The sequence below is a fragment of the Pelagibius litoralis genome (genome assembly GCF_011683915.1).
GTDB classification, from domain to species: Bacteria; Pseudomonadota; Alphaproteobacteria; order Kiloniellales; family Kiloniellaceae; genus Pelagibius; species Pelagibius litoralis.
The window spans coordinates 51,126-71,718 of the sequence record NZ_JAAQPH010000015.1; the positions used below are offsets into that span (position 1 = coordinate 51,126).

Here is a 20,593-nt window from a genome sequence, read left to right on the forward strand (position 1 = left end):
CGATGAAAACCAGATACACCTTCGGAGGAGACGAGCACATCTTCGTCGAGATGGACGAAGAGATGTCGCTCGATGCGTTCTTCAAAAGCCTTTCCATGACCAATGCGGTACGCGCCGCGCAGATCGACGGCGTAACCGAGGTCTGCCCGGCCAATGCCAGCTTTCAGGTCAAGTTCGATCCCGACCGGATCAAGCCGGACGATATGTTGACCGAGCTGAAGGCCCTGGAAAAAGTTGCCGAGAAAGCCGAGAAGCGCCTGAACACCCGCATCATTGAGATCCCGGTGTTCTATCAGGATCCCTGGACCCATGAGACGCTGATGCGCTTTCGCGAGCGCCATCAGGACCCGGAGGGAACGGATCTGGATTATGCGGCGCGGATCAACGGCTATGACAGCGCCGCCGATTTCATCACCGCTCACCACTCCTCACCCTGGTTCGTGTCGATGGTCGGTTTCGTGGCGGGTCTGCCGTTCCTCTATCAGCTTGTGGAGCGGGCGCGTCAGCTCGAGGTACCGAAGTATCTGCGCCCGCGTACCGACACACCCAAGCAGACCGTGGGTTACGGCGGCTGTTTCTCCTGCATCTACTCGGTGCGGGGGGCCGGCGGGTACCAGATGTTCGGCATCACGCCGATGACCATATATGACCCGGCCCAGGCGACTTCATACCTGCGCGACTTCATGGTGTTCTTCAGTCCCGGCGACATCGTGAAATGGAAACCGATCGACCGGGCGGAGTACGACGCGACCCTGGCCGATGTCGAGGCCAACCGCTACGAGCCCCTCATCAAGGAAGTCGCCTTCGATCTCAACGCCTTCAACGCGGATATCGACGGCTACAACGCAAAACTGATGGAGGCCCTCCATGGCGTTTAAAGTCATCAATCCGGGCCTTTTGAGCACCGTCCAGGATCTCGGCCGCCCTGGGTATTTCCATCTGGGCATTCCGATCTCCGGGGCGATGGATCGCTTTGCGCTTCGTGCGGCCAACCTTCTGGTCGGCAACGATGAGGGCGCAGCGGCACTGGAATGCGTTTTCCTGGGTCCGCAGCTTGAATTCGAGATCGATGCGACGGTTGCCGTTACCGGGGCCGATATGCCGGTTCGTGTGGACGGCGAGGAGAAGCCGGGTTGGACGGCGTTCAAGGTGCGTGCCGGTCAGTTGCTGACCTTCGATTATTTGAAGACCGGCGCGCGCATCTATATCGCCATCTCCGGCGGAATCGCCACGCCGCTCGCGCTGGGCAGCCGCTCCACCTATCCGATCGGTGCGCTTGGCGGTGTTGAAGGCCGCCCCCTGGCGATCGGTGACATCGTGCCCCTGGGTGAGGGCGGCGGCGCAGCGGAGGGGCGCAGCATTCCCGAAGGCTTGCGCCGCATGCCGGGCGCGCCTGCGGCACTCAGGGTGCTGCCGGGGCTGTACTGGCGTTTGATCACCGAGCAGTCCGGGCGCGACTTCTTCGACGACGAATGGAAAGTGGCGCCGGAGGCGGACCGTATGGGCTATCGCTTCCGGGGTGGCCGGCCGATCCAGTTCGAGGAGCGCGAGCAGCCCTTCGGCGCCGGTTCGGACCCCTCCAATATCGTCGACGGTTGCTATCCCTACGGCTCCATACAGGTGCCGGGGGGAACGGAACCGATTGTCCTGCACCGCGATGCGGTTTCGGGCGGCGGTTACTTCACGCTGGGTGCGGTGATCTCGGCGGACATGGATTTCATCGGCCAGCTGCAGCCGCACACGGCGACGCGCTTTGTCCGGGTCGATATGGCGGCGGCCCTGGAAGCACGAAAGGAGCGGCGGTTGCTGCTCGAGAAGGTTCGGGCGGCGCTGAGCTAGCCCGGAAAGAATGAGGAGCGAATAGAAATGCACTCTGTTCTGGTTTCGGCCCTCTGGCCGCAAAGGAACGACTCTCTGGTCTTCAAGTTGACTGCGGTCATCGCCGGGTCCCTGTTGCTCGCCCTGTCGAGCAAGCTGCAGGTGCCGTTCTGGCCGGTACCGATGACCATGCAGACGCTGGTGGTGCTGACCATCGGGATGGCTTTGGGCCCACGCCTCGCTCTCGCCACGCTGGGTCTCTACCTCCTCCAGGGCGCTGTTGGCCTGCCGGTCTTTGCGGGAACGCCGGAGAAGGGGCTGGGTCTCGCCTATATGACCGGCCCGACCGGCGGTTATCTTGCCGGTTTCGTTATTGCGGCGGTGCTGGTGGGCAAGCTCGCCGAGCGCCGATGGGACAGGCATCCGCTTACCACGGCGGCGGCGATGCTGGCGGGCATGGCGGTGATCTATGCCCTCGGTGCCGCCTGGCTCGCGGGTTTCATCGGGATCGAGAAGGCCGTGCAGTTTGGCGTGCTGCCTTTCCTTCTGGCGGACGCCGTGAAGATCATGCTGGCGACGGCGCTCATACCCCTGGCATGGCGGGCCGTGCGCCGTTTCTCGGGAGGTGGCCATGCTTGAGGAGCGCCCCCGGGCCAGGCCCACGGTTCAGGTCGACGACGACAGCGTCAAGGTTACGGAGTGGCGCTTCCCGCCCGGTGCGGCCACCGGCTATCACCGGCACGAGATGGACTACGTCGTGGTGCCGATGACCACCGGCAACCTGCTGTTGAAGGGCCCTGAGGGCGAGTCGACGGCCAAGCTCACCGCCGGCCAATCCTACGCCCGCTCTGCCGGCGTCGAACATGACGTCATCAACGCCAACGAATACGACTTCGTTTTCGTCGAAGTCGAGATCAAGAAATAACAAGGAGATCAGACAGATGGCCAAGGAAATTCTCTGCGCGTTCGGTGTCGATGTCGATGCTGTTGCCGGCTGGCTCGGATCCTACGGGGGCGAGGACTCGCCCGATGACATCTCCCGGGGCCTGTTCTCGGGCGAAGTCGGGTCCATGCGCCTGCTTGAGCTTTTCGACCGCCTGAACATCAAGACGACCTGGTTCATCCCCGGCCACTCGGTGGAGACCTTTCCCAAAGAGATGAAGGCTGTGGTGCAGGCCGGCCATGAGGTCGGAATGCACGGCTATTCCCACGAGAATCCCATCGCCATGACGCCGGAGCAGGAAGAGGCGGTGATGGACAAGTGCATCGACGTGATCACCAAACTCTCCGGCAAGCGACCCACCGGCTATGTGGCGCCCTGGTGGGAGTTCAGCCCCGTCAGTAACGAATTGCTGCTGAAGAAGGGCATTAAGTACGACCACAGTCTGATGCACAATGACTTCTCACCCTACTATGTACGGGTCGGGGACAGCTGGACGAAGATCGACTACTCGAAAAAACCTAAGGACTGGATGAAACCGCTGGTCCGCGGCACGGAAACCGATCTCATCGAGATCCCCGCGAACTGGTACCTCGACGATCTGCCACCGATGATGTTCATCAAAAAGGCGCCGAACAGCCATGGCTTCGTCAATCCGCGTCATCTTGAGGAAATGTGGCGCGACCAGTTCGACTGGGTCTATCGCGAGATGGACTATGGGGTGTTCACCATGACCATCCATCCGGACGTGTCGGGCCGCCCGCAGGTTCTGATGATGCTGGAGCGTCTCTACAACTACATCATTCGCCATCCGGGCGTGAAGTTCCTGACCTTCGACGAGATCGCCGATGATTTCGCCCGCCGCTCCCCGCGCAAGAAAAGGGGTAAGGCAGCGGCGAAGGGCCGGGGCAGAAAGAAATAGCAGGCCGTCTGTCTGCAGGCGGTCGGGGAGGCCTCCGCCTCTCCGGCTGCGCCTGCGGATTACCAAGCGGGAAAGCAACCTTAGCCATGTGCAGCCTATGCGGACTTCTGGGAGAGGATCACTGGACCGACATGTCGGCCAGCCCGGAAACCTTTGGCGGGCAGAGCGCCGTCAGGCCGCGGCGGCAGGAACGCTTTCGCCGGGTGAAACTGATCAACGAGATCCTGAAGATCTATGCCCTGCGCCTCGATGACTGGCAGGGCCAATCGTTCATTCTGAGCAGCCGCACCGGCAAAACCGAAATCGTCGACAACCTGATGGCGGTCTGGCCGGCGGCGGAGCAGATGATCGGGCGCCCGCTCGATCCGACGGACCCGGCGGTTCTGGCACGCCTTCGCAACCAGACGGCGGGGCAGTAAGCGATGACCGGCGCGTCTGATCATATTCCGGTCAACATCATCACCGGCTTTCTGGGCAGCGGGAAAACCACGCTGCTGCAGCGCCTGCTGACCTCCGACGCCTTTGCCGATACGGCCGTTCTGATCAACGAATTCGGCGAAATCGGCTTGGATCACCACCTTCTTGAGGAAATCGACGAGAACACCCTGCTGCTGCAGAGCGGTTGCATCTGCTGCACCATCAGGGGGGATCTGAAAGACGCGATCCGCGATCTTTACTCACGCCGGGAATGCGGTGAGATTCCAGCCTTTCGGCGCCTGGTGATCGAAACCACGGGCCTGGCCGATCCGGCGCCGATTTTGTCGACCATCACCTCGGAAAGCGTGATCCGTCATCACTTCCGCCTTGGCAATGTGATCGCCACGGTCGATGCGGTGAACGCCCGGCTGCACTTGCGCCGGCAGCCGGAATCGGTGAAGCAGATCGCGGTCGCCGACCGGATCGTCCTGACCAAGACCGACCTGGCCAAGCCGGGCAAAGTGAAGAAGGCCCGCGAGGCGATCAGGCGGATCAACCCCATGGTGCCGGTGATCGAGGCCGCTGACGGCCCGGTCGATCCCGCCCTGCTGTTGGCCCAGGACGTTCATGACGAAAATCACAAGCTACGGGAAATAGAGCTTTGGCTTGAGGCGAGCCGGCATGACGAGGGCGATGATCGTGGCAAGCCGCATCGTCATGACGTGAACCGTCACGACAAGCGGATTACGGCATTCGCCCTGACTTTCGACAAACCGATGGATTGGACCGCCTTCGGCATCTGGCTGACCATGCTCCTGCAAAGCAGGGGCGAGGACGTGCTGCGGGTGAAGGGCATACTCAATGTCGTGGGGGTGGCCACGCCGGTGGTGATTCACGGCGTTCAGCATATCGTGCATTCCCCTGTGCACATGAAGAACTGGCCGGACGACGACAGGCGGTCGCGCATCGTCTTCATCGTCCGGGATATCGCCAAGGCGGAGATCGCCGATTCGCTCTCCGCCTTCAACGCTTTGGCAGGCGATCTCGATAGAAAAAACGACGCGGCGTAAACCCCGGCGACGGCATTCGCGCCGGGATGAACTTTCAGGAGCAAGATCATGGCGAAGAAAGTCGACCCGATTACACTATCAGTGGTTCGTGGCGTTCTGGAGACGACACAGCGCGAGATGACCGTGGCGCTGGAAAACACCGCAAGGTCGAGCGTCTTCAATCTGGCGCACGACTATTCCAATGCGATCTTCAATCACGTCCCGGAGATGATCATGCAGGGGCAGGATATTCCCATCCACCTCGGCTCGCTGATCCCGGCGATGAAATGCGTTGCCGGCTACTTCGGTGACGACATCCACCCCGGCGACGTGCTGATGCACAACGATCCGGCCTACATGGGCTCGCACATGATCGACACCTGCATGTACAAGCCGGTGTTCTACAAGGGCGAGCTGGTTTTCTGGGCCGTCTGCAAGGGCCATCTTACCGATATCGGCGGCCCGGTACCCGCGGGCTACAACCCGGATGCCAAGGAGCTCTATGCGGAGGGCCTGCGGATTCCCCCGGTCAAGATTTTCGACAAGGGTGTGAAACGCTACGACGTGATGAACATGATCCTGACGAACCTGCGGGCGCGCCGGGACCAGGAAGGCGACTTCAACGCGCAGCTGGGTGCCGTGCAGGTCGGTGAGCGCAACCTCATCGCCCTGCTCGACAAGTACGGCCTGGAGGAAGTGCGCGCCTGTATCGACGAGCTGATGGGCATGGCGGACCGCCAGATGCGGACGCTGATGAAAAAAGTGCCGGACGGGACCTATAGCGGAACGGCCATCGTCGAAGACGCCGGCCATGGACTCGGCGACATGGAGATCACCGCGACGGTGACCATCGAGGATGACAACTGCCACATCAAGATCGATAGCCCGCCCCAGGTGCCCTACTTCATCAATTCCTACGAGGGCAATTCCTATTCCGGCGTTTATCTGGGTGTGATGATGTTCGCGCAGCTGCCGCCGCCCTATAACGAGGGCCTCTACCGCTGCGTATCGGTCGACATGGGCCCCAAGGGCACCCTTTGCAACGCAAAGGAACCGGCACCCCACATGAACTGTACGACGACCCCGATGGAAACCCTGACCGATGCGGTTCGCCTGGCCTTCGAGCAGGCGGTGCCGGATCTCGTCTCGGCCTCCTGGGGCCATGCCAACGGCTGCAACATCGCCGGTTGGGACACCCGCCACGATGAGGAGTACGTCACCATGGTGCTGGCCTCCATCATCTCCGGGGCCGGTGCCACGCCGCAGCAGGACGGCTGGCACGCCTGCGGGCCGGAGTGCTGCTTCGGGGCGCTGACCTCCGGCGATGTCGAGCTGCTCGAATACTCCTACCCCATCATCATTCACCGCTACAGCCTGATGACCGATTCTGGGGGTGCCGGCAAATATCGCGGCGGCTCCGGCACCTGTTGGGAGGTCGAGCCGATCGACAAACCGATGACCTTCATAACCTTCGGCGAGGGGCGGCGTATTCCAGCCGTCGGCGCGGCGGGGGCGAAGTCTCAGATGACCGAACCCAAGGTCGGGCGCATCGAGATCAGCCGCGAAGACAGGGTCGATCTGATCAAGACCAACGTCATTGAGACGATCAATCCGGGCGAGCGGGCGGCCAACATGAACCCGGGCGGCGGCGGCTACGGCAATCCCTTTGAGCGGCCGGTCGAGAAGGTTCTGCACGACGTGAAAAACCAGCTCGTGTCGATCGAAGGCGCGCGCCAGGACTACGGCGTCGTCATCAAGGATGCGGAAGGGCTTGAGATCGACCGGGCGGCGACCGACAGCCTGCGGGCCGATCTGGTGGCGGCGCAATGACGTTGCACCAGGCAGTTACAACAAAACCGACAGGCAGGGATCAAGGCCCGGGCTGGAATCCGGTAAGGGGAGGGTTTGGTTATGCGTACTAAATATCGTCTGGGTGTCGATGCGGGCGGCACGTTCACGGACTTCGTGCTGGCCGGTGATGCCGGAAATGTCAGCCTTTTCAAGACCCTGTCCACACCTGAGGATCCGACGAAGGCGATTGAGAACGGGCTGTCGCTGATGGCCGAAGGTCTCGGCCTGAAGCAGGAAGAGATCATTTCCCAGTGCGATCTCTGCATCAACGGCACGACCGTTGGCCTCAATGCCCTGATCCAGCACAAGGGTGCGAAAACCGGCCTGATCTGCACGGCGGGGCATGAAGACTCCTTGGAGATCCGGCTCGGCCACAAGGAAGACGGCTATCGCTACGATGCCGAATACCCGCCGGCACAGATGCTGGTGCCGCGCTACCTTCGCCGCGGCGTTCGCGAACGCGTGCTGTCGAACGGCAGTGTAAGGACCGCACTCGTCGAAGAAGATGTACGGGCGGCCTGTACCCTCTTCCTGGAAGAGGGAGTGGAGGCGGTTGCCATATCCCTGCTGTGGTCGGTGCTCAATCCGGCGCATGAGCGGCGTGCGGCGGAGATCGTCCGCGAGATGATGCCGGGGAGCTTCCTGACGGTCGGGAGTGAGCTCTACCCCCAGGTCCGCGAGTACACGCGCACCTCGACGGCGGTGACCAATGCTTATCTCGGGCCGACCCTGAAGCGCTACGTGGACTCGGTGGACCGCTATTTCGCCGATCACGGCGCCAAGTATCCGGTGCGTTATTTTCAGTCGAATGGCGGCCTTGCCATCGGCGGTGCGATGACCGACCGCTCGGTTTACGCCATCAACTCCGGCCCGGCTTCTGCGCCGCAGGCGGGGCTCTTCGTCTCCGATCCCTTCGACCAGAAGAACGTCATCACCGTCGATATGGGTGGCACCTCCTTCGACATAACCCTGACCAAGGACGGCAACACCAACCTCAACAAGAACATCGATTTCCTGCGCTACCGCATCGGGGTGCCGATGATCCAGGTGGAAACTCTGGGGGCCGGCGGCGGCTCGATCGGCTGGATCGACGATATGGGGCTTCTGCAGGTGGGACCGCAGAGCGCCGGGGCCGATCCGGGCCCTGTCTGCTACGGCCAGGGAGGTACCGAGCCGACCGTCACCGATGCCAACATCGTGCTGGGATACGTCAATCCCGGCGCGCTGCTCGGCGGCCGCATGCAGTTGAACCGTGACAAAGCCTATGCTGCCATAAAGCAGCGTGTCGCCGATCCCCTGGAGATTTCCGTCGAGCGGGCCGCCTATGGTATCTTCACCATCGTGAACAACAACATGGTCAACGGTATTCGCCGGGTGTCGGTGGAACGCGGCTTCGATCCGCGCGATTTCGTGCTTGTCGCGGCCGGCGGCGCGGGGGCGGCCCACATCACGGCCCTGGCGCGCGAGATGGGGATCGACAGCGTCCTGGTGCCCAAGCTGGCCTCGGGCCTCTGCGCCTTTGGCCAGGTCATATCCGACGTGAAGTACAACTATATGGCCTCGGCACCCCATCGCTTCGAGGGTGACGCTACGTTCGGGCAGTTGAACGACCTCTTTGCAGAGATTGAAGAGCAGGGGGTCGCCCATCTGGAAGCCGATGGTTTTGCACGTGCCGACATCGACGTCAGGCGCAGCATGGATATGCGCTACGTCGGCCAGGTCCATGAATGTACCGTCGATATCGGAAATTTTGATATCACCGGTGAAACCGCCGATCAGGTGAAGGAGGCTTTTCACCAACGCCATGAGCAGCTCTACACTTATTCCGAACGCCACAATGCGGTGGAGGTGGTAAATATCGAAAGCACGATCTACGGCCGTGTCGAAAAGCCGAACCCGCCGCATCTGGGCGATGGTGCCGGTGCTGCAGGCGCCCTGAAATCCCAGCGGCCGATGATCTTTTCCAACGATGGCAAGGCTGTCGACTGTCCGGTGTATGACGGCGAGAGGCTCGGGGCCGGAGACGAAGTCGACGGACCGGCGGTGATCGAGGAGGTTACCACGACGATTGTGATCGAACCGCACTGGCAGGCCCTGTTGCATGAGAGCGGTTCCTACGTGCTCAGACGAAAGGCTTGACGATGCAGGCGGTAACCCGGAGCGATCGAAGGCGCGCGCCTTCTGAGAAGAGGGGCGGGTGGTAAAGCCGCGCGAAAAGAGCAAACCGGTAGCGCCGAACGTCCGCACGGCAGGCAAACCGGTCCTTCGGGTGCTGGGGACCGGCGTGACGCTGATCGAGCAGGTAAGAGAAAAGGCCGAAGAAGATCTTGGCATCGTACTGGAGTATGAAGCCCTTGATGGTGTAGCGGCGCAGGCAAAAGGGGTGATGCGGCCGGACTGCTACGACGTCTACGATCAATGGTTTCATAGTGTTGAGCTGTTGTGGCTTTCCGGCGCCATACAACCCATCGATGTCAGCCGCATCGATCTCTGGAACGAGGTCAACACCCTGGCCAAGGAAGGGCGGCTTACCCCTGAGGCGCGCTTCGGGCATGGCGACAATCCGGTGAACCGGCTGTATGTCCATCCGGGACGCGGGCTCGGGCCGTCGCCCAACGGCAAGATCAGTATGCTGCCGGGGGCCCATAACGTAGACAGCTTCGGCTACAACCTGGAAGAAGTGGCGGCCGGCGTTCCTTACGAAACGGAGAGTTGGGGCTGGTTGCTGGACGAGCGCTGGCGCGGCAAGGTCGCGCTGGTCAACGACCCGGCGATCGGTGTCATCGATGCCGCGCTCGCCGCCGAGGCACAGGGCCTGATGGCGTTCAACGATATCGGAAACATGACGCTGCAGGAGATCGACTGCCTCATCGATATCCTGCTGGAGAGAAAGAAGACCGGATACTTCAAGGCGTTTTGGAATTCCTTCGCCGAAGCCGACGAGCTTATGGCCCGGCGTGATGTCGCGATAGAAAGCATGTGGTCGCCAAGTGTGATGCGACTCAAAGGGCGTGGCATACCGGTTCGCTACGCGGCCCCCAAGCAAGGCTATCGCGCCTGGCAGGGCGGGATGTGCATCTCTTCACGCACAGAAGGGCGGACGCTTGAGGCGGTGTACGAATACCTCAACTGGTGGATGTCCGGCTGGGCCGGTGCGATGATGGCGCGGCAGGGATATTACTTTTCGGTTCCGGAGCGGATTCGCGAACATCTTTCGGATGACGAGTGGGACTATTGGTACATGGGCAAAGTCGCCGCCTGCGATCTGCCGGGGCCGGATGGCAAGGTCGTCGTGCGGGCCGGCGAATCCCGGAACGGTGGGTCCTATTGGCAGCGTTTCGCCAATATCGGTGTCTGGAACTCCATCATGGATGAGCATAACTATCTTGTCCGACGCTGGCAGGAACTCACGGCCGGGAATGGCACGTCAGGGTTCCGCCGGAAAGCATAGCCGTTTTTCCAAGTTCCCGATAAAGGGCTGTTTCCAATCGGCAATATTTGCTGGAATGGTCCCCTAGAGCAGATCCCGGTCGGATGGAATCGCCGAAGGCGACCCATCGACCGGGTGAATCTGCTCTAACTGTTTGATGGCGATCGGATTCACATGTTTTGGCGCAACCACGAAGTGGTTCCGTCAAAACATGATCCGATCTAGACAAGAATGGGGCCGATGGTGGGGAAGCGCGTTTTCTGCCGGCATTGGACTTGCCTGCCTTCCAGAACCCCGTTTCAAGTTTTGACAGTCAGCCCTGCCCGCGCGTAAGCGGGTGCCGGTACGTCGTGAGAACCCGAAGAAAGACCTGTTCATGAAGCTATCCCCCCAGAATTCGCCCCCGTCAGATGCGGCGGAACGCCGGTCCATTCGCCCGGTGGTCTGCTACCCGATAGACAACCTGCCCGCCTTCGACAGCGCGCTTTATGGGCGCGCAAGGCAGGAACTCACCCTGATTCATGAGGTCTTTGTCCAGCCGAGAGACGCGGCCACGTTCGAGGTGCCGTCGGGGCATTTTTTCAGGATCGTCTGTTCGGATGGCTCACAGGTCGGCGATCTGAACCTGTGGAATGCCAACGACCTTGGCGAGCGCTTCTTCAGCGGCAAAACCAGGGCCCTGCATGGTACCCATGTGAGTGTCGGGGACAGGCTTTGGAGCAATCTTCCCCATCTGCGTCCCATGGCGACAATCACGCAGGATACGCTGGACTGGTATGGATGGGATGGCGATGGCGGCAGCGTGCATGACGTCATCGGCACGCGCTGCGACCCCTACACGAACAAGCTGCTGAACGGAACCGACTACCATCACTGTTGTCACTCCAACTTCACCAGGGCCTTGGCCGCGAAGACCGGGCTGGCGTTGGACGAGGCCGAGAAGCACGTCCATGACGTCCTCAATGTCTTCATGTGCACCGGATTTACGGCCGATACCCATCAGTACTTCATGAAGGCCAGTCCGGCACGAACCGGCGACTATCTTGAGTTCTTTGCTGAGATGGATCTGCTTGGGGCGCTTTCCGCCTGTCCCGGTGGCGACTGCGGTACCAGCCATTCCAGCGAGGAAGCGCGTTGTTTCCCGCTGCGCGTTGAGGTCTACAAAGCCAAAGCCGAGGCGCTGGCGGGCCTGCCGATGTCGGCGCTGCCGGCCTATTCCGGCAGCCACGGGGTTTGAGCTTGGCCCGGTCGACGCCGTGGTCGGTTCAAAGATCCAGTGCGTCGAGCTGCCTTGCCAGGTCCAGCAGAGGCCAGTCCTGTCCCTTCGGGGCAGCCAGCATGAGGGCGCCGGGGCGGTCGCCCGGTTGATCCGCCGTCTTGCGCAAAGGCATCGACAGGGCACAGGCGTCAGCAAGATTGAGCAGGGAGGTGTTGCGCAGCATCGCCGCGTTGCAGCGGTCGAACTCCGCCTCGGTCTCCGCGATGGTCGGGGGCTCGGTCCGCAAGGTGGGGGCGATCAGCGCGTCGTAGCCGGCAAGCGCGGCATCGAAGCGCCGGACGGTTTCGGCGCGTAACCCATAAGCCTCTTCGATCTCGGCGGTGGACAGGGTTTCGCCAAATCGAATGCGTTTCAGCACTCGAGGGTCGCCGAGGGTCTCCAGCCTTTCCAGGTCCTGGTTATAAATCCTGTAGGCCTCAACGGGGACGATGATGCGGTTGACGCCGATGGCGTCCTGCAGAAACCCGAGATCAAGTTCCTCCAGGCGATGGCCGGCCTTTTCGAGCGCCGCGGCGGCGGCCTCGAAGTGGCGCGCCGTTGCCGTGTCCAGGTCGTTGACGAAGGCGCCCAGCGGCAGCGCAAGGCGTCTTGCTGCCGGTGCGGGCGTGATCGACGCTTCGCTGGCGCTCATCACCGCATAGGCGCGGACCGTGGTTTCCAGGTCTGCCGCCAACGGCCCGGCGGTATCGAAGGTGGGGGCCAGCGGATGAATACCTTCGGCCGGCACCGCATCCTGGCTGGGCTTGAACCCATAGAGGCCGTTGACGGCGGCAGGGATGCGCACCGAACCGCCGGTATCCGTTCCCAGGGCGATGTCGCAGAGGCCGAGCGCGACCGAGAGCGCGCCGCCGGAGGTGGAGCCGCCGGGGATGCGGTCCTCGTCGAAGACATTGCCGGGCGTGCCGTGGTGCGGGTTGAGGCCGACGCCGGAGAAGGCGAATTCGCTCATGCTGGTGCGGCCGAAGGGAATTCCGCCGGCCGCCTTGATCCGGTCCACGATGGGGCAGTCCTGTGTAGCCGTATCTCTGTCCTGGAGCAGCCGCGAGCCGGCTGTCGTGCGTTGGCTGGCCTCGTCGTAGAGATCCTTCACCGAAACCAGCAGGCCTTCCAGGGGAAGCCTGCCGCCGGCCTTCGCAGCCAGTTTCTCGACGCGCTCGGCATCGGCCAGGATACGCGCCGGCGTGAACTCGACGAAGATCGCCGAGGCCTTTTCGCCGAGCGCCGTTACTTTCGCGATGGCGGCTTCGGCCTTTGCGACGAGCTGTCCCATGGTTTGGCCCTTTCCCGCCGATCAGGCGATGATCGGCAATGTGACAATGTCGTAGGCATGTGTGATCGAGCGGTCAAGGACCGGGTCCTTCAGTTCCATGCGAAAGGCGCTTGCCGAGCGGACGCCGCCGCTCGACACACCGAGGGTGCCGCAAAGCATGGCCGCTGCACTGTCGGATGCGGCCGCCGTTATCCCGGAGCCCTCTATCAGGTCGGCGAGTGGTCGGATCGCGCCCAGGCTGCCGCTTTGATAGGGTACCCAGGCGTCACCATCGCCTTCACGGATCCAGGAATTCAGCATGATGTCGTCGAGGTGGCCCGCCACCCCTTCGAAGCGCCAGAGAGCAGTGGCTGCGGGTTTGGCGCAGGCCTGCTTGGACAGGGCGACGGAGTGCGCCTCCAGGTCGCGGTCCGTGTGGTCGGACGCAAGGCCCAGGTAGAGAGCCCCTTGCTGTTGAATCAGTAAGGGCTCGACCTCGCCGGAAGTGCCGGGCCCAACGACCTCGATCACCGATGCCTGGGTCAGGAGGCTGGAGGAAACCCGGTAGTAGAGCGGCACCGCCGACGGCGGCGCCACGCCGATCTGTGCCAACTCGTCCACATGGTGCTGGATCGCAGCCGGGTCGCGGCCGGTCCAGCCGGCCACAATGCAATGGTTAACGTCGATATCAAGCAGGTCGTTGCCGCAGCTAAAACGCATGAAGGGGTCCTGGGGAGTTTCGAGGGGGAGGGAGCCTCAGAGGCTCGACGGTAGGAACAAGGCCAGGCGTGGCTCGATGACCAGCAGCGCCGCCATCACCAGCATGACCAGAACAAAGGGGATGGCGCCGATCATGACATCGGATAGCGTCCCCGATCTTCGCGCGCCCTGTACGACGTAGAGGTTCAGGCCGACAGGGGGCGTGATCAGCGCCATCTCGATCAACACGATCATCAGGATGCCGAACCAGACCTTGTCGAAGCCGAAGCCGATGACAATGGGCACGACGATGGGGATCGTGGCGACCATCAGGGACAGGGTTTCGATGAAAAAGCCGAGCACGATGTAAAGCGCGATGACAAAAAGCAGTGTCCCATAGGCGCCCAGGCCGAGGCCGGTGAGCAGCTCCTGCAACTGCCGGCCCAGGCCGGCGGAGGCCAGGGTGAAGTTCAGGAAGTAGGCGCCGGTGATGACCAGCATGATCATCGCCGTGATGCGGATCGTGCCATAGAGGCAGTCGCGCATCATTGTGGCGTTCACGCCGCCGCTCGCCAGGGTGATCGTAAAGGCGATGGCAACACCGACAGCGGCTGATTCCGTCGGGGTCGCCCAGCCGGCATAGATGGAGCCGATGACGACGAGAAAGAGCAGCAGGATCGGCCCCAGCTGAGTCAGGCTCGCAAAGCGCTCGCGCCAGGAAAAGCTGCGCTGTGCGCCGCCGAGTTCCGGTTTTGCTTTGCAGATCAGCATTGTCACCGCCATGAAGGCGGCGGCCATCAGCAGCCCGGGCAGCAGACCGGCGAGAAACAGCTGGGGGATCGATGTCTCCGTCAGGAAGCCATAGACGATGAGATTGATCGACGGCGGGATCATGATGCCGAGCGTGCCGCCGGCGGCGATGGCGCCGGAAAAAAGGCGCGGGTCGTAGCCGAGCTTCTCGGCCTGCGGCATCGCGACGGTTGCAACGGTGGCGGCAGTGGCGACCGATGAGCCGGAGGTCGCGGAAAACACGGTCGCTGTTCCGATATTGGCGTGGATCAATCCCCCCGGCATCCAGGAAAACCACTTGTCGAGCGAGGCATAGGTGCGCTCGGCAATACCGCCGCGAACGAAAATCTCCCCAAGGAAGACAAAGAAGGGGATGGCGATCAGGGTGGAGGAGCTGGACGACGACCAGACCACCTGTCCGAGCCCGCGTATCAGGGGGAGCGGTGAAAAAAAGTGATCGATGCCGAAGCCCAGCAGGAACAGGACGATGCCGACGGGAATCGACAGGGAAAGCAGGCCCAGAAGCCCGACGGTCACCGCCCAGATCATACCTCTGTCTCCGTCTCGCCGCGGGTTCCCACGATACTGTCCAGCCGCTTCAGGTCGCGTTTCAACAGAAGCGTGGCGGTCAGCAGGGCCATCAGGCAGGAGGAGACCGCGAACCAGACCCAGCCGGAGAACCAGACCGACTGCGGAATCCAAAGTGGGGTTTCAAGAAAGGTATTCGCCGTCGATCCGCGCACCAAGGTCTTGCTCAGAACCGTCCAGGCATGGATGGCGATAACGCTTGAGGTTGCTGCCAGGGCGAGGATTGCGATGAGATCCATCAGCGCCCTTCCCCTGGAACGGAACCTCAGCCGGACGAAGTCGATTCTGACGTGGGCCTGTTCCATCAGGGCAAAGGCCAGCCCCCAACTGGCGACACCGGCCATGACGTATCCGGAAATCTCTTCCGAGCCGCCGAAGGAAGCGCCGAACTGGCGCAGCGTGATGTCGAGCAGAATGAAGACGATGGTCACGACGAGTACGGCGCCGACGACCAGGGCGATCCGCCGGTTGATGTGACGGAGGGCCATGAGGATGTTATCGATCATCGAGAAAGGCCCTCCGCCGCATTGCTCTCAGCCTATTTCAGCGGGATTGTAACGCCGACCGTTTTGCCGACGCTATCGTTCCAGCGCCTGGCCCAATCGTCGCCGGCGCGTTCGGCCCACTCCGGCAGCACCGTCTCGGTCAGAATCGACCTGGCCTGGGCCTCATCCGCGTCGCTGACGCTCACCAGGGTCATGCCGGCGGCCTTGCCCAGCGGGCAGTCCCCGTTGCCGGTCAGACAGGCGATGTCCGTGGCCAGCGCACCCTCCGCCGTTTCCCAGGCCGGCGTTTCCAGCCCGTCCTTGATCTGAGCCTGGATCAGCGTCTGTGTTTCAGATGACAGGCTGTCCCATTTGTCCATGTTCATGGCAGTTACGACCGAATCCCAGCCGCCAAGCGGTATCGGCATCAGATGATCGGATACTTCCCACCAGCCGGCATTGTAGCCGGAACCGGCGCCGGTGACGGCACAGTCGATCACGCCTCTTTCCAGGGCGCCGGGTACCTCGGCGAAGCCGACATTGACGCCCTCGGCGCCCAGGGCTTCGAGAAGCTTGATCGTCATCCGGCCGGAGCCGCGTACCTTTTTACCCTTCAGGTCGCCGAGCGAGGCGACTGCGCCCTTGCAGAAAACGACCTGCGGCGGATAGGGCGCGATGGCCAGGAGCTTGGCGTTGAAACGGTCTTTGTAGATGTCGGCGACCATCGGCCTTGCCGCATCGACCATGGCGCGGGCCTGATCGGCTGTGGTGGCGACCAGGGGCACGTCGAGGCCCTCCAGCTCCGGGGCGTCGGCGACCGCATAGTCGGCAACCGTCATGCCGACATCGAACACGCCGTCGCTCAGCAGGCGGAAGACATCGCCGCCTTTGATGCCCATCTGGTCATGAGTGGTAATCTGGACCGCGATTGCGCCGTTGGAGGCCTCCGGCAGCGTCTTGCTCCAGAACGGGTTTTCGTACTGCTTGTGCAGCGGCAGGCCGCTCCAGCTTCCGACGACCGAGATGTCTTGCGCAACTGCCGGTGCCGCTGTCATGGCGACAGCCATTGCCGGTACAGCTAAAAGACGGCTGAATGATAGTGTCATGGTGAATTCCCCTTCGGTTGGTATCGGGCCTAGGCGGCGTTTGTGGTGCCCGCCGTCGCATCAAAGTAAGCCGCACCGAGAACAAACTCGGCCGCATCGGTTCTGATATCCGTGACCAGCATGCATCCCGGCTCATGGGTAATGGCAAGATCGGTGGCGGCATTGGCGATGGCGGCTTGAGGCGTCACGCCGCAGGCCCAGAAGACCGGGATGTCGCCTGGTTCCAGAACCGGGGCATCGCCGAACTCCGGCTGCATCAGATCTTTGATACCGATCTGTGCCGGATCGCCGATATGAACCGGCGCGCCGTGTGCGAGACGAAAGCGGTCGGACAGAAGCACGGCCTGAATTGCGTGTGCAGGCTTGAAGGCCCGCATGGAAACGACCAGCGGGCCGTGAAAGGCGCCCGCCGCCTTCGTCTCCAGCGTTGTGACGTACATCGGCACATTCCGCCCGGCCTGCAGATGACGAAGCGGTAGGCCGGCCCGCTCTATGGCCGCTTCGAAAGAGAAAGAGCAGCCCAGCACGAAGGTAACCAGATCGTCCCGCCAGACTTCCTTCAGGTCCACCAGGCTGCGATAGCTGCCATCGGCGGAAAAGACCCGATAGGCCGGCAGGTCGGTTCTGATGTCCAGATCGTCGCCAAGCGCGGGGACCAGGGGCGATCCGGCCTCGGACATGCCGATCAACGGACAGGGCTTGGGATTGTTCATGCAGTAACGCAGGAAGTCCGCTGCATAGCTTTCCGGCAGGATTGCCAGGTTGCCCTGCAGGAAGCCCGGTGCATAACCGGCAGTCGGTCCGGGTGAGTGACCGCTGCGAATCTCTCTCCGCAGCGCCTGTGGAGACAGCGCGGACAGATCGGTGGCGGCGTTGGTTGTCAAATTGGCCTCAAGCGCATTCATGTCGCTCTTATCCCTGTTCAGGACATTCAAGAGCGAACCAAACGATCTTGTCAATGGATCGTAATAATAATTTTATGATCGATTTTACAGATCATTACGATCAAACAGTTTCGCGGCTGCGGTAACTGTTTCCCCCACCTCGCGGTTTCTTGCGGGCATGTAGGCCACGGCGAAACGCAGGGCATTGAGTCTGGCGGCTTCGCAGGTTGGGATCTGCTTCAATTTCCCGCGCCGAACTTCGCCCTCCGCCATCAGGATCGGTAGGATGCCGATGCCGAATCCGTCACTGACCAAGTGGATAATGGTCGAGAGCGAGGCACAGCCGTGCAGATCCGGCTGCGGAATATCGGGCGCGGAAAGCTGCGTTTCCAGTTCCCGATAGGGCGTCGTGGATTTGGGGAAGGTCACGATGGAATGGCCGATCAATTCCCGTAGCGAAAGCAGGTGGGCGGGCAGGGCCATCATATCGGCGCAGTACCAGTCAAGAGCGACAGGCGTCAGGGGGCTGGCCGTCGCCCCCCGCGGTACCGAATCCTGCAGCAGGATCGCGACATCGATGCGGTCATCGGCGAGTGCGTTGGAAAGCTGCTCGGAGGTATCGACCGAGAGTTCGAAGCGAACCTTCTGGTGGTCGCTCTTCAGCTTGTTCAGCATATCGGACAGAATCGTATGCACGATCGTCTCGGCAACGCCGATGCGGATCGTTCCGCTGAGGCTGCCGGGTTTCGTTATCTCCTGGACGATGCGGTCGCGGGCGACGATCAGCCGCTCTGCCTCTTCCAAAAAACGGCGGCCCGCCGGCGTCAGCCGGACCCGGCGGTTACTGCGATCGAACAGCGCGATCCCAAGCCGCTTTTCGAGTGCGGCAATCCGCGAGGAGATGGCCGATTGGGATATGTCGTGTTTCTGTGCGGCTGCCCGAAAGCCCCCTGCCTGGACAATGTCGTTCAGGATCTCAATGTCGCGTAGTTCGAACATACGTTCCAAATCTTGGCCTAAATCTTGGCCCGAATGCTGGCGTGTTTCTACCTGGCGGTCAGACGGTTCTGCCGACCGAAACCACTACTGTATCAGGTCTGGCGGGGCATCGGGCAGGCCGTTGATTGTCGCCGGACCGACATGGAACCGACAGGGGGCCGATCTTGGCGCCCCGGTTTTCTTTATGAAATGTTTACCATCCTCGGATCACATTCGGGTATGCAAAACAACTGTAGATTGATTTAGAATGTCCTATCAGCAGATCTCCGTATTGGATGTTCCGGAGACCCATCCGGTGGCGGCCTTTGCTGCCTTCTGGACCCTGGCATCCAACGGGGGCTCTTCGCTGCCCTGGTCGGCCTTCGACCCGGCGCAGCACAAGGACTTGCTGCCTTGGGTTTTGTTGCTGAAGCGGGACAGCGATGCCGACCCGGCCTTGGCGCAGTCCTGGAGTTACGCGATCTGTGGCACCGGCTGTACCGAGCTGTTCGGTCGCGACTATCAAGGCAAGACATTCGGCCAGGATCTCCCCAAGCAGGCGCTGGTTGAACGTAAAGCGGAAATCGATCAGTTGATCGCCGGTTCGGGCCCTTTGTTTTCCCATGCGCCCTTACCCTGCGAAGGCCGCGAGTTTGTCCAGGTGTTTCGCGCCGCCTTTGCGTTCTGTGACCCCGCCGGGATGGTCGATCGTCTGCTCTTTGTCGTGGCGCGCGAAGACGAGCGCCTGCCTTAACGCGCTTTTACGGACGGCCGAGCCATCACATCAATCGGATCGGCCTGACGTCGCCCGTCGCGCTGCTTCAAACGTCAGATGTTATCTGTCGATTGCAGCCGCAGGCACTCACACTTTTCGATTGGGGCATGGCGGATCTGGACTGCGACAGCCGCCAGGTCGATTGCAGCGGCCCTTTGAATGCCAGTGCCGCAAGCCTGAAATTCGAAGCAAGTTCTTGAATCAAGTATACGAGTTAGCGGTTTCTGCGGCGTTTCAGTCTGCCCGCCGTTCATGTCCTTTGTTTCTAAAGCGCGAAATCATCGAGAAATAGACAGGGCCTAGGTTGCTCTCCCATCGCAGGTTCGATCCTGCATCAATAGTTTGGGAGGCCCCGATGGCCGAAGTAAATGAGGCGCGCAGCGCCAAGTACCGCGCCAGCTTGCCGCAACTGGATGGCAACCTGTTTCTCACCGATGGCGGTATCGAAACCACGCTGATTTTTCACGACGGTCTCGACCTGCCCTATTTCGCCGCCTTCGATCTGATGAACAAGAGAGAAGGGCGCGACGCGCTGCGGCGCTACTTCACGCGCCATGCCGGAATCGCCAGGGATAACGGCGTCGGTTTCATTTTCGAAAGCCCGACCTGGCGCGCCTCGGCCGACTGGGGTTCGAAGCTCGGATACTCCGAGGCGGCAATCGCCCAGGTTAACAAGGACTCGGTCACCTTCCTGGCGGCTCTGCGCGATGAGATGGAAACTGCGGCAGCGCCCATGGTGATCAGCGGCTGCGTTGGCCCGCGCGGCGACGGTTACGATCCGGGTGACATGATGACCGCTATGGAAGCGGAAGCCTATCACCGAAAACAGATCGCCGCCTTCGCCGGGAGCGAAGCCGACATGGTGACGGCGATCACCATGACCTATGTCGATGAGGCAGTCGGTCTGACCCGCGCGGCCAAGGCGGAGGGAATGCCGGTTGCGATCTCCTTCACCGTGGAAACCGACGGACGCCTGCCGTCCGGTCAAAGCCTGCGTGAAGCCATTAAGGCGGTCGACACCGCCACCGACGCCGGCCCCGCCTACTTTATGATCAACTGTGCGCATCCCACCCATTTTGAGAGCAGCGTCAAAGCTGGTGAAGCCTGGGTGAAGCGGATCAAGGGTCTGCGCGCCAATGCCTCGCGCCTCAGCCATGCAGAACTGGACGAGGCGGAGGAACTGGACGACGGTAATCCCAGCGAGTTGGGTCAGCAGTACCGCAGCCTGCGCGGCCTGCTGACACAAGTGACGGTTCTTGGCGGTTGTTGCGGTACGGATCATCGCCACATCGAGGCGATCTGCCACGCCTGCTCAAGCGAGCAGGCGGCCTGAC

General features: G+C 61.8%; 20 protein-coding genes. 13 read left to right on the forward strand and 7 right to left on the reverse strand.

All coding sequences use genetic code 11. The features are described from left to right. Nucleotides 1-2 precede the first annotated feature (2 nt). The 11 genes from HBA54_RS18595 (at nt 3) to HBA54_RS18645 (ending at nt 11,664) form a co-directional block, all read left to right on the forward strand. Entirely contained in the window at nt 3-878 is an 876-nt protein-coding gene (locus HBA54_RS18595; protein ID WP_167227397.1) for a 5-oxoprolinase subunit B family protein, read from the forward strand. Continuing rightward, nucleotides 868-1,839, forward strand: a complete 972-nt coding sequence (locus HBA54_RS18600) for a 5-oxoprolinase subunit C family protein (RefSeq protein ID WP_167227399.1) — start codon at nt 868-870, stop codon at nt 1,837-1,839. Before HBA54_RS18595 ends, HBA54_RS18600 begins: the two co-directional genes overlap by 11 nt. A 27-nt stretch (nt 1,840-1,866) precedes the next feature. Continuing rightward, nucleotides 1,867-2,457 (forward strand): biotin transporter BioY, encoded by a 591-nt coding sequence (locus HBA54_RS18605; protein WP_167227400.1) that lies wholly within the window; start codon nt 1,867-1,869, stop codon nt 2,455-2,457. Continuing rightward, nucleotides 2,450-2,743 carry a cupin domain-containing protein gene (locus tag HBA54_RS18610; RefSeq protein WP_167227401.1) on the forward strand — a complete coding sequence of 98 codons (294 nt, stop codon included), beginning with the start codon at nt 2,450-2,452 and terminating at the stop codon, nt 2,741-2,743. Before HBA54_RS18605 ends, HBA54_RS18610 begins: the two co-directional genes overlap by 8 nt. Before the next feature lie 16 nt (nt 2,744-2,759). Beyond that, the gene (locus tag HBA54_RS18615) at nt 2,760-3,680 is read left to right on the forward strand and encodes a polysaccharide deacetylase family protein (RefSeq protein WP_167227402.1); all 921 of its coding nucleotides are present in this window, start codon (nt 2,760-2,762) and stop codon (nt 3,678-3,680) included. 86 nt (nt 3,681-3,766) lie between these two features. Beyond that, nucleotides 3,767-4,099, forward strand: a complete 333-nt coding sequence (locus HBA54_RS18620) for a hypothetical protein (RefSeq protein WP_167227403.1) — start codon at nt 3,767-3,769, stop codon at nt 4,097-4,099. 3 nt (nt 4,100-4,102) lie between these two features. Continuing rightward, a complete protein-coding gene (locus HBA54_RS18625; RefSeq protein WP_167227404.1) occupies nt 4,103-5,167 on the forward strand; it encodes a CobW family GTP-binding protein in 1,065 nt (354 codons plus the stop codon). Between the two features lie 48 nt (nt 5,168-5,215). Next, entirely contained in the window at nt 5,216-6,976 is a 1,761-nt protein-coding gene (gene capB, locus HBA54_RS18630) for a caprolactamase subunit beta (protein WP_167227405.1), read from the forward strand. Between the two features lie 81 nt (nt 6,977-7,057). Beyond that, a complete protein-coding gene (capA, locus tag HBA54_RS18635) occupies nt 7,058-9,136 on the forward strand; it encodes a caprolactamase subunit alpha (protein WP_167227406.1) in 2,079 nt (692 codons plus the stop codon). A 145-nt stretch (nt 9,137-9,281) separates the two neighbouring features. Beyond that, nucleotides 9,282-10,448, forward strand: a complete 1,167-nt coding sequence (locus HBA54_RS18640) for an ABC transporter substrate-binding protein (RefSeq protein WP_322096071.1) — start codon at nt 9,282-9,284, stop codon at nt 10,446-10,448. A 355-nt stretch (nt 10,449-10,803) separates the two neighbouring features. Then, complete coding sequence (locus HBA54_RS18645) at nt 10,804-11,664, forward strand: urea carboxylase-associated family protein (protein WP_167227408.1); 861 nt, start codon at nt 10,804-10,806, stop codon at nt 11,662-11,664. A gap of 28 nt (nt 11,665-11,692) precedes the next feature. Here the strand turns inward: HBA54_RS18645 and HBA54_RS18650 are convergent, their stop codons facing one another. From HBA54_RS18650 to HBA54_RS18680, 7 genes are all read right to left on the reverse strand, one after another. Continuing rightward, nucleotides 11,693-12,976: an amidase gene (locus tag HBA54_RS18650; protein WP_167227409.1), complete on the reverse strand. Its 1,284-nt coding sequence runs from the start codon at nt 12,974-12,976 to the stop codon at nt 11,693-11,695. Between the two features lie 21 nt (nt 12,977-12,997). Continuing rightward, the gene (locus tag HBA54_RS18655; protein WP_167227411.1) at nt 12,998-13,675 is read right to left on the reverse strand and encodes a DUF2848 domain-containing protein; all 678 of its coding nucleotides are present in this window, start codon (nt 13,673-13,675) and stop codon (nt 12,998-13,000) included. 36 nt (nt 13,676-13,711) lie between these two features. After that, nucleotides 13,712-14,992, reverse strand: a complete 1,281-nt coding sequence (locus HBA54_RS18660) for a TRAP transporter large permease (protein ID WP_167227414.1) — start codon at nt 14,990-14,992, stop codon at nt 13,712-13,714. Further along, a complete protein-coding gene (locus HBA54_RS18665; protein WP_167227416.1) occupies nt 14,989-15,537 on the reverse strand; it encodes a TRAP transporter small permease subunit in 549 nt (182 codons plus the stop codon). Before HBA54_RS18665 ends, HBA54_RS18660 begins: the two co-directional genes overlap by 4 nt. Nucleotides 15,538-15,569: 32 nt before the next feature. Beyond that, nucleotides 15,570-16,622: a TRAP transporter substrate-binding protein gene (locus tag HBA54_RS18670; RefSeq protein WP_167227418.1), complete on the reverse strand. Its 1,053-nt coding sequence runs from the start codon at nt 16,620-16,622 to the stop codon at nt 15,570-15,572. Between the two features lie 29 nt (nt 16,623-16,651). Further along, a complete protein-coding gene (locus tag HBA54_RS18675; protein ID WP_167227420.1) occupies nt 16,652-17,527 on the reverse strand; it encodes a putative hydro-lyase in 876 nt (291 codons plus the stop codon). A gap of 84 nt (nt 17,528-17,611) precedes the next feature. Further along, nucleotides 17,612-18,505 (reverse strand): LysR family transcriptional regulator, encoded by an 894-nt coding sequence (locus HBA54_RS18680; RefSeq protein WP_167227422.1) that lies wholly within the window; start codon nt 18,503-18,505, stop codon nt 17,612-17,614. Nucleotides 18,506-18,752: 247 nt separating this feature from the next. Here HBA54_RS18680 and HBA54_RS18685 point away from each other — a divergent pair, with 247 nt between their 5' ends. Beyond that, on the forward strand, nt 18,753-19,238 hold the full coding sequence (locus HBA54_RS18685) for a PAS domain-containing protein (RefSeq protein WP_167227424.1): 486 nt from the start codon (nt 18,753-18,755) through the stop codon (nt 19,236-19,238). Between the two features lie 376 nt (nt 19,239-19,614). Then, nucleotides 19,615-20,592: a homocysteine S-methyltransferase family protein gene (locus tag HBA54_RS18690; RefSeq protein WP_167227426.1), complete on the forward strand. Its 978-nt coding sequence runs from the start codon at nt 19,615-19,617 to the stop codon at nt 20,590-20,592. Nucleotide 20,593 lies beyond the last annotated feature (1 nt).

Bases quoted from the DNA above. Each gene is read 5' to 3' on its own strand.
- HBA54_RS18595 (WP_167227397.1), top strand. From the start codon at position 3: ATGAAAACCAGATACACCTTCGGAGGAGACGAGCACATCTTCGTCGAG.
- HBA54_RS18600 (WP_167227399.1), top strand. From the start codon at position 868: ATGGCGTTTAAAGTCATCAATCCGGGCCTTTTGAGCACCGTCCAGGAT.
- HBA54_RS18605 (WP_167227400.1), top strand. From the start codon at position 1,867: ATGCACTCTGTTCTGGTTTCGGCCCTCTGGCCGCAAAGGAACGACTCT.
- HBA54_RS18610 (WP_167227401.1), top strand. From the start codon at position 2,450: ATGCTTGAGGAGCGCCCCCGGGCCAGGCCCACGGTTCAGGTCGACGAC.
- HBA54_RS18615 (WP_167227402.1), top strand. From the start codon at position 2,760: ATGGCCAAGGAAATTCTCTGCGCGTTCGGTGTCGATGTCGATGCTGTT.
- HBA54_RS18620 (WP_167227403.1), top strand. From the start codon at position 3,767: ATGTGCAGCCTATGCGGACTTCTGGGAGAGGATCACTGGACCGACATG.
- HBA54_RS18625 (WP_167227404.1), top strand. From the start codon at position 4,103: ATGACCGGCGCGTCTGATCATATTCCGGTCAACATCATCACCGGCTTT.
- capB (WP_167227405.1), top strand. From the start codon at position 5,216: ATGGCGAAGAAAGTCGACCCGATTACACTATCAGTGGTTCGTGGCGTT.
- capA (WP_167227406.1), top strand. From the start codon at position 7,058: ATGCGTACTAAATATCGTCTGGGTGTCGATGCGGGCGGCACGTTCACG.
- HBA54_RS18645 (WP_167227408.1), top strand. From the start codon at position 10,804: ATGAAGCTATCCCCCCAGAATTCGCCCCCGTCAGATGCGGCGGAACGC.
- HBA54_RS18650 (WP_167227409.1), bottom strand. From the start codon at position 12,976: ATGGGACAGCTCGTCGCAAAGGCCGAAGCCGCCATCGCGAAAGTAACG.
- HBA54_RS18655 (WP_167227411.1), bottom strand. From the start codon at position 13,675: ATGCGTTTTAGCTGCGGCAACGACCTGCTTGATATCGACGTTAACCAT.
- HBA54_RS18660 (WP_167227414.1), bottom strand. From the start codon at position 14,992: ATGATCTGGGCGGTGACCGTCGGGCTTCTGGGCCTGCTTTCCCTGTCG.
- HBA54_RS18665 (WP_167227416.1), bottom strand. From the start codon at position 15,537: ATGATCGATAACATCCTCATGGCCCTCCGTCACATCAACCGGCGGATC.
- HBA54_RS18670 (WP_167227418.1), bottom strand. From the start codon at position 16,622: ATGACACTATCATTCAGCCGTCTTTTAGCTGTACCGGCAATGGCTGTC.
- HBA54_RS18675 (WP_167227420.1), bottom strand. From the start codon at position 17,527: ATGAATGCGCTTGAGGCCAATTTGACAACCAACGCCGCCACCGATCTG.
- HBA54_RS18680 (WP_167227422.1), bottom strand. From the start codon at position 18,505: ATGTTCGAACTACGCGACATTGAGATCCTGAACGACATTGTCCAGGCA.
- HBA54_RS18685 (WP_167227424.1), top strand. From the start codon at position 18,753: ATGTCCTATCAGCAGATCTCCGTATTGGATGTTCCGGAGACCCATCCG.
- HBA54_RS18690 (WP_167227426.1), top strand. From the start codon at position 19,615: ATGGCCGAAGTAAATGAGGCGCGCAGCGCCAAGTACCGCGCCAGCTTG.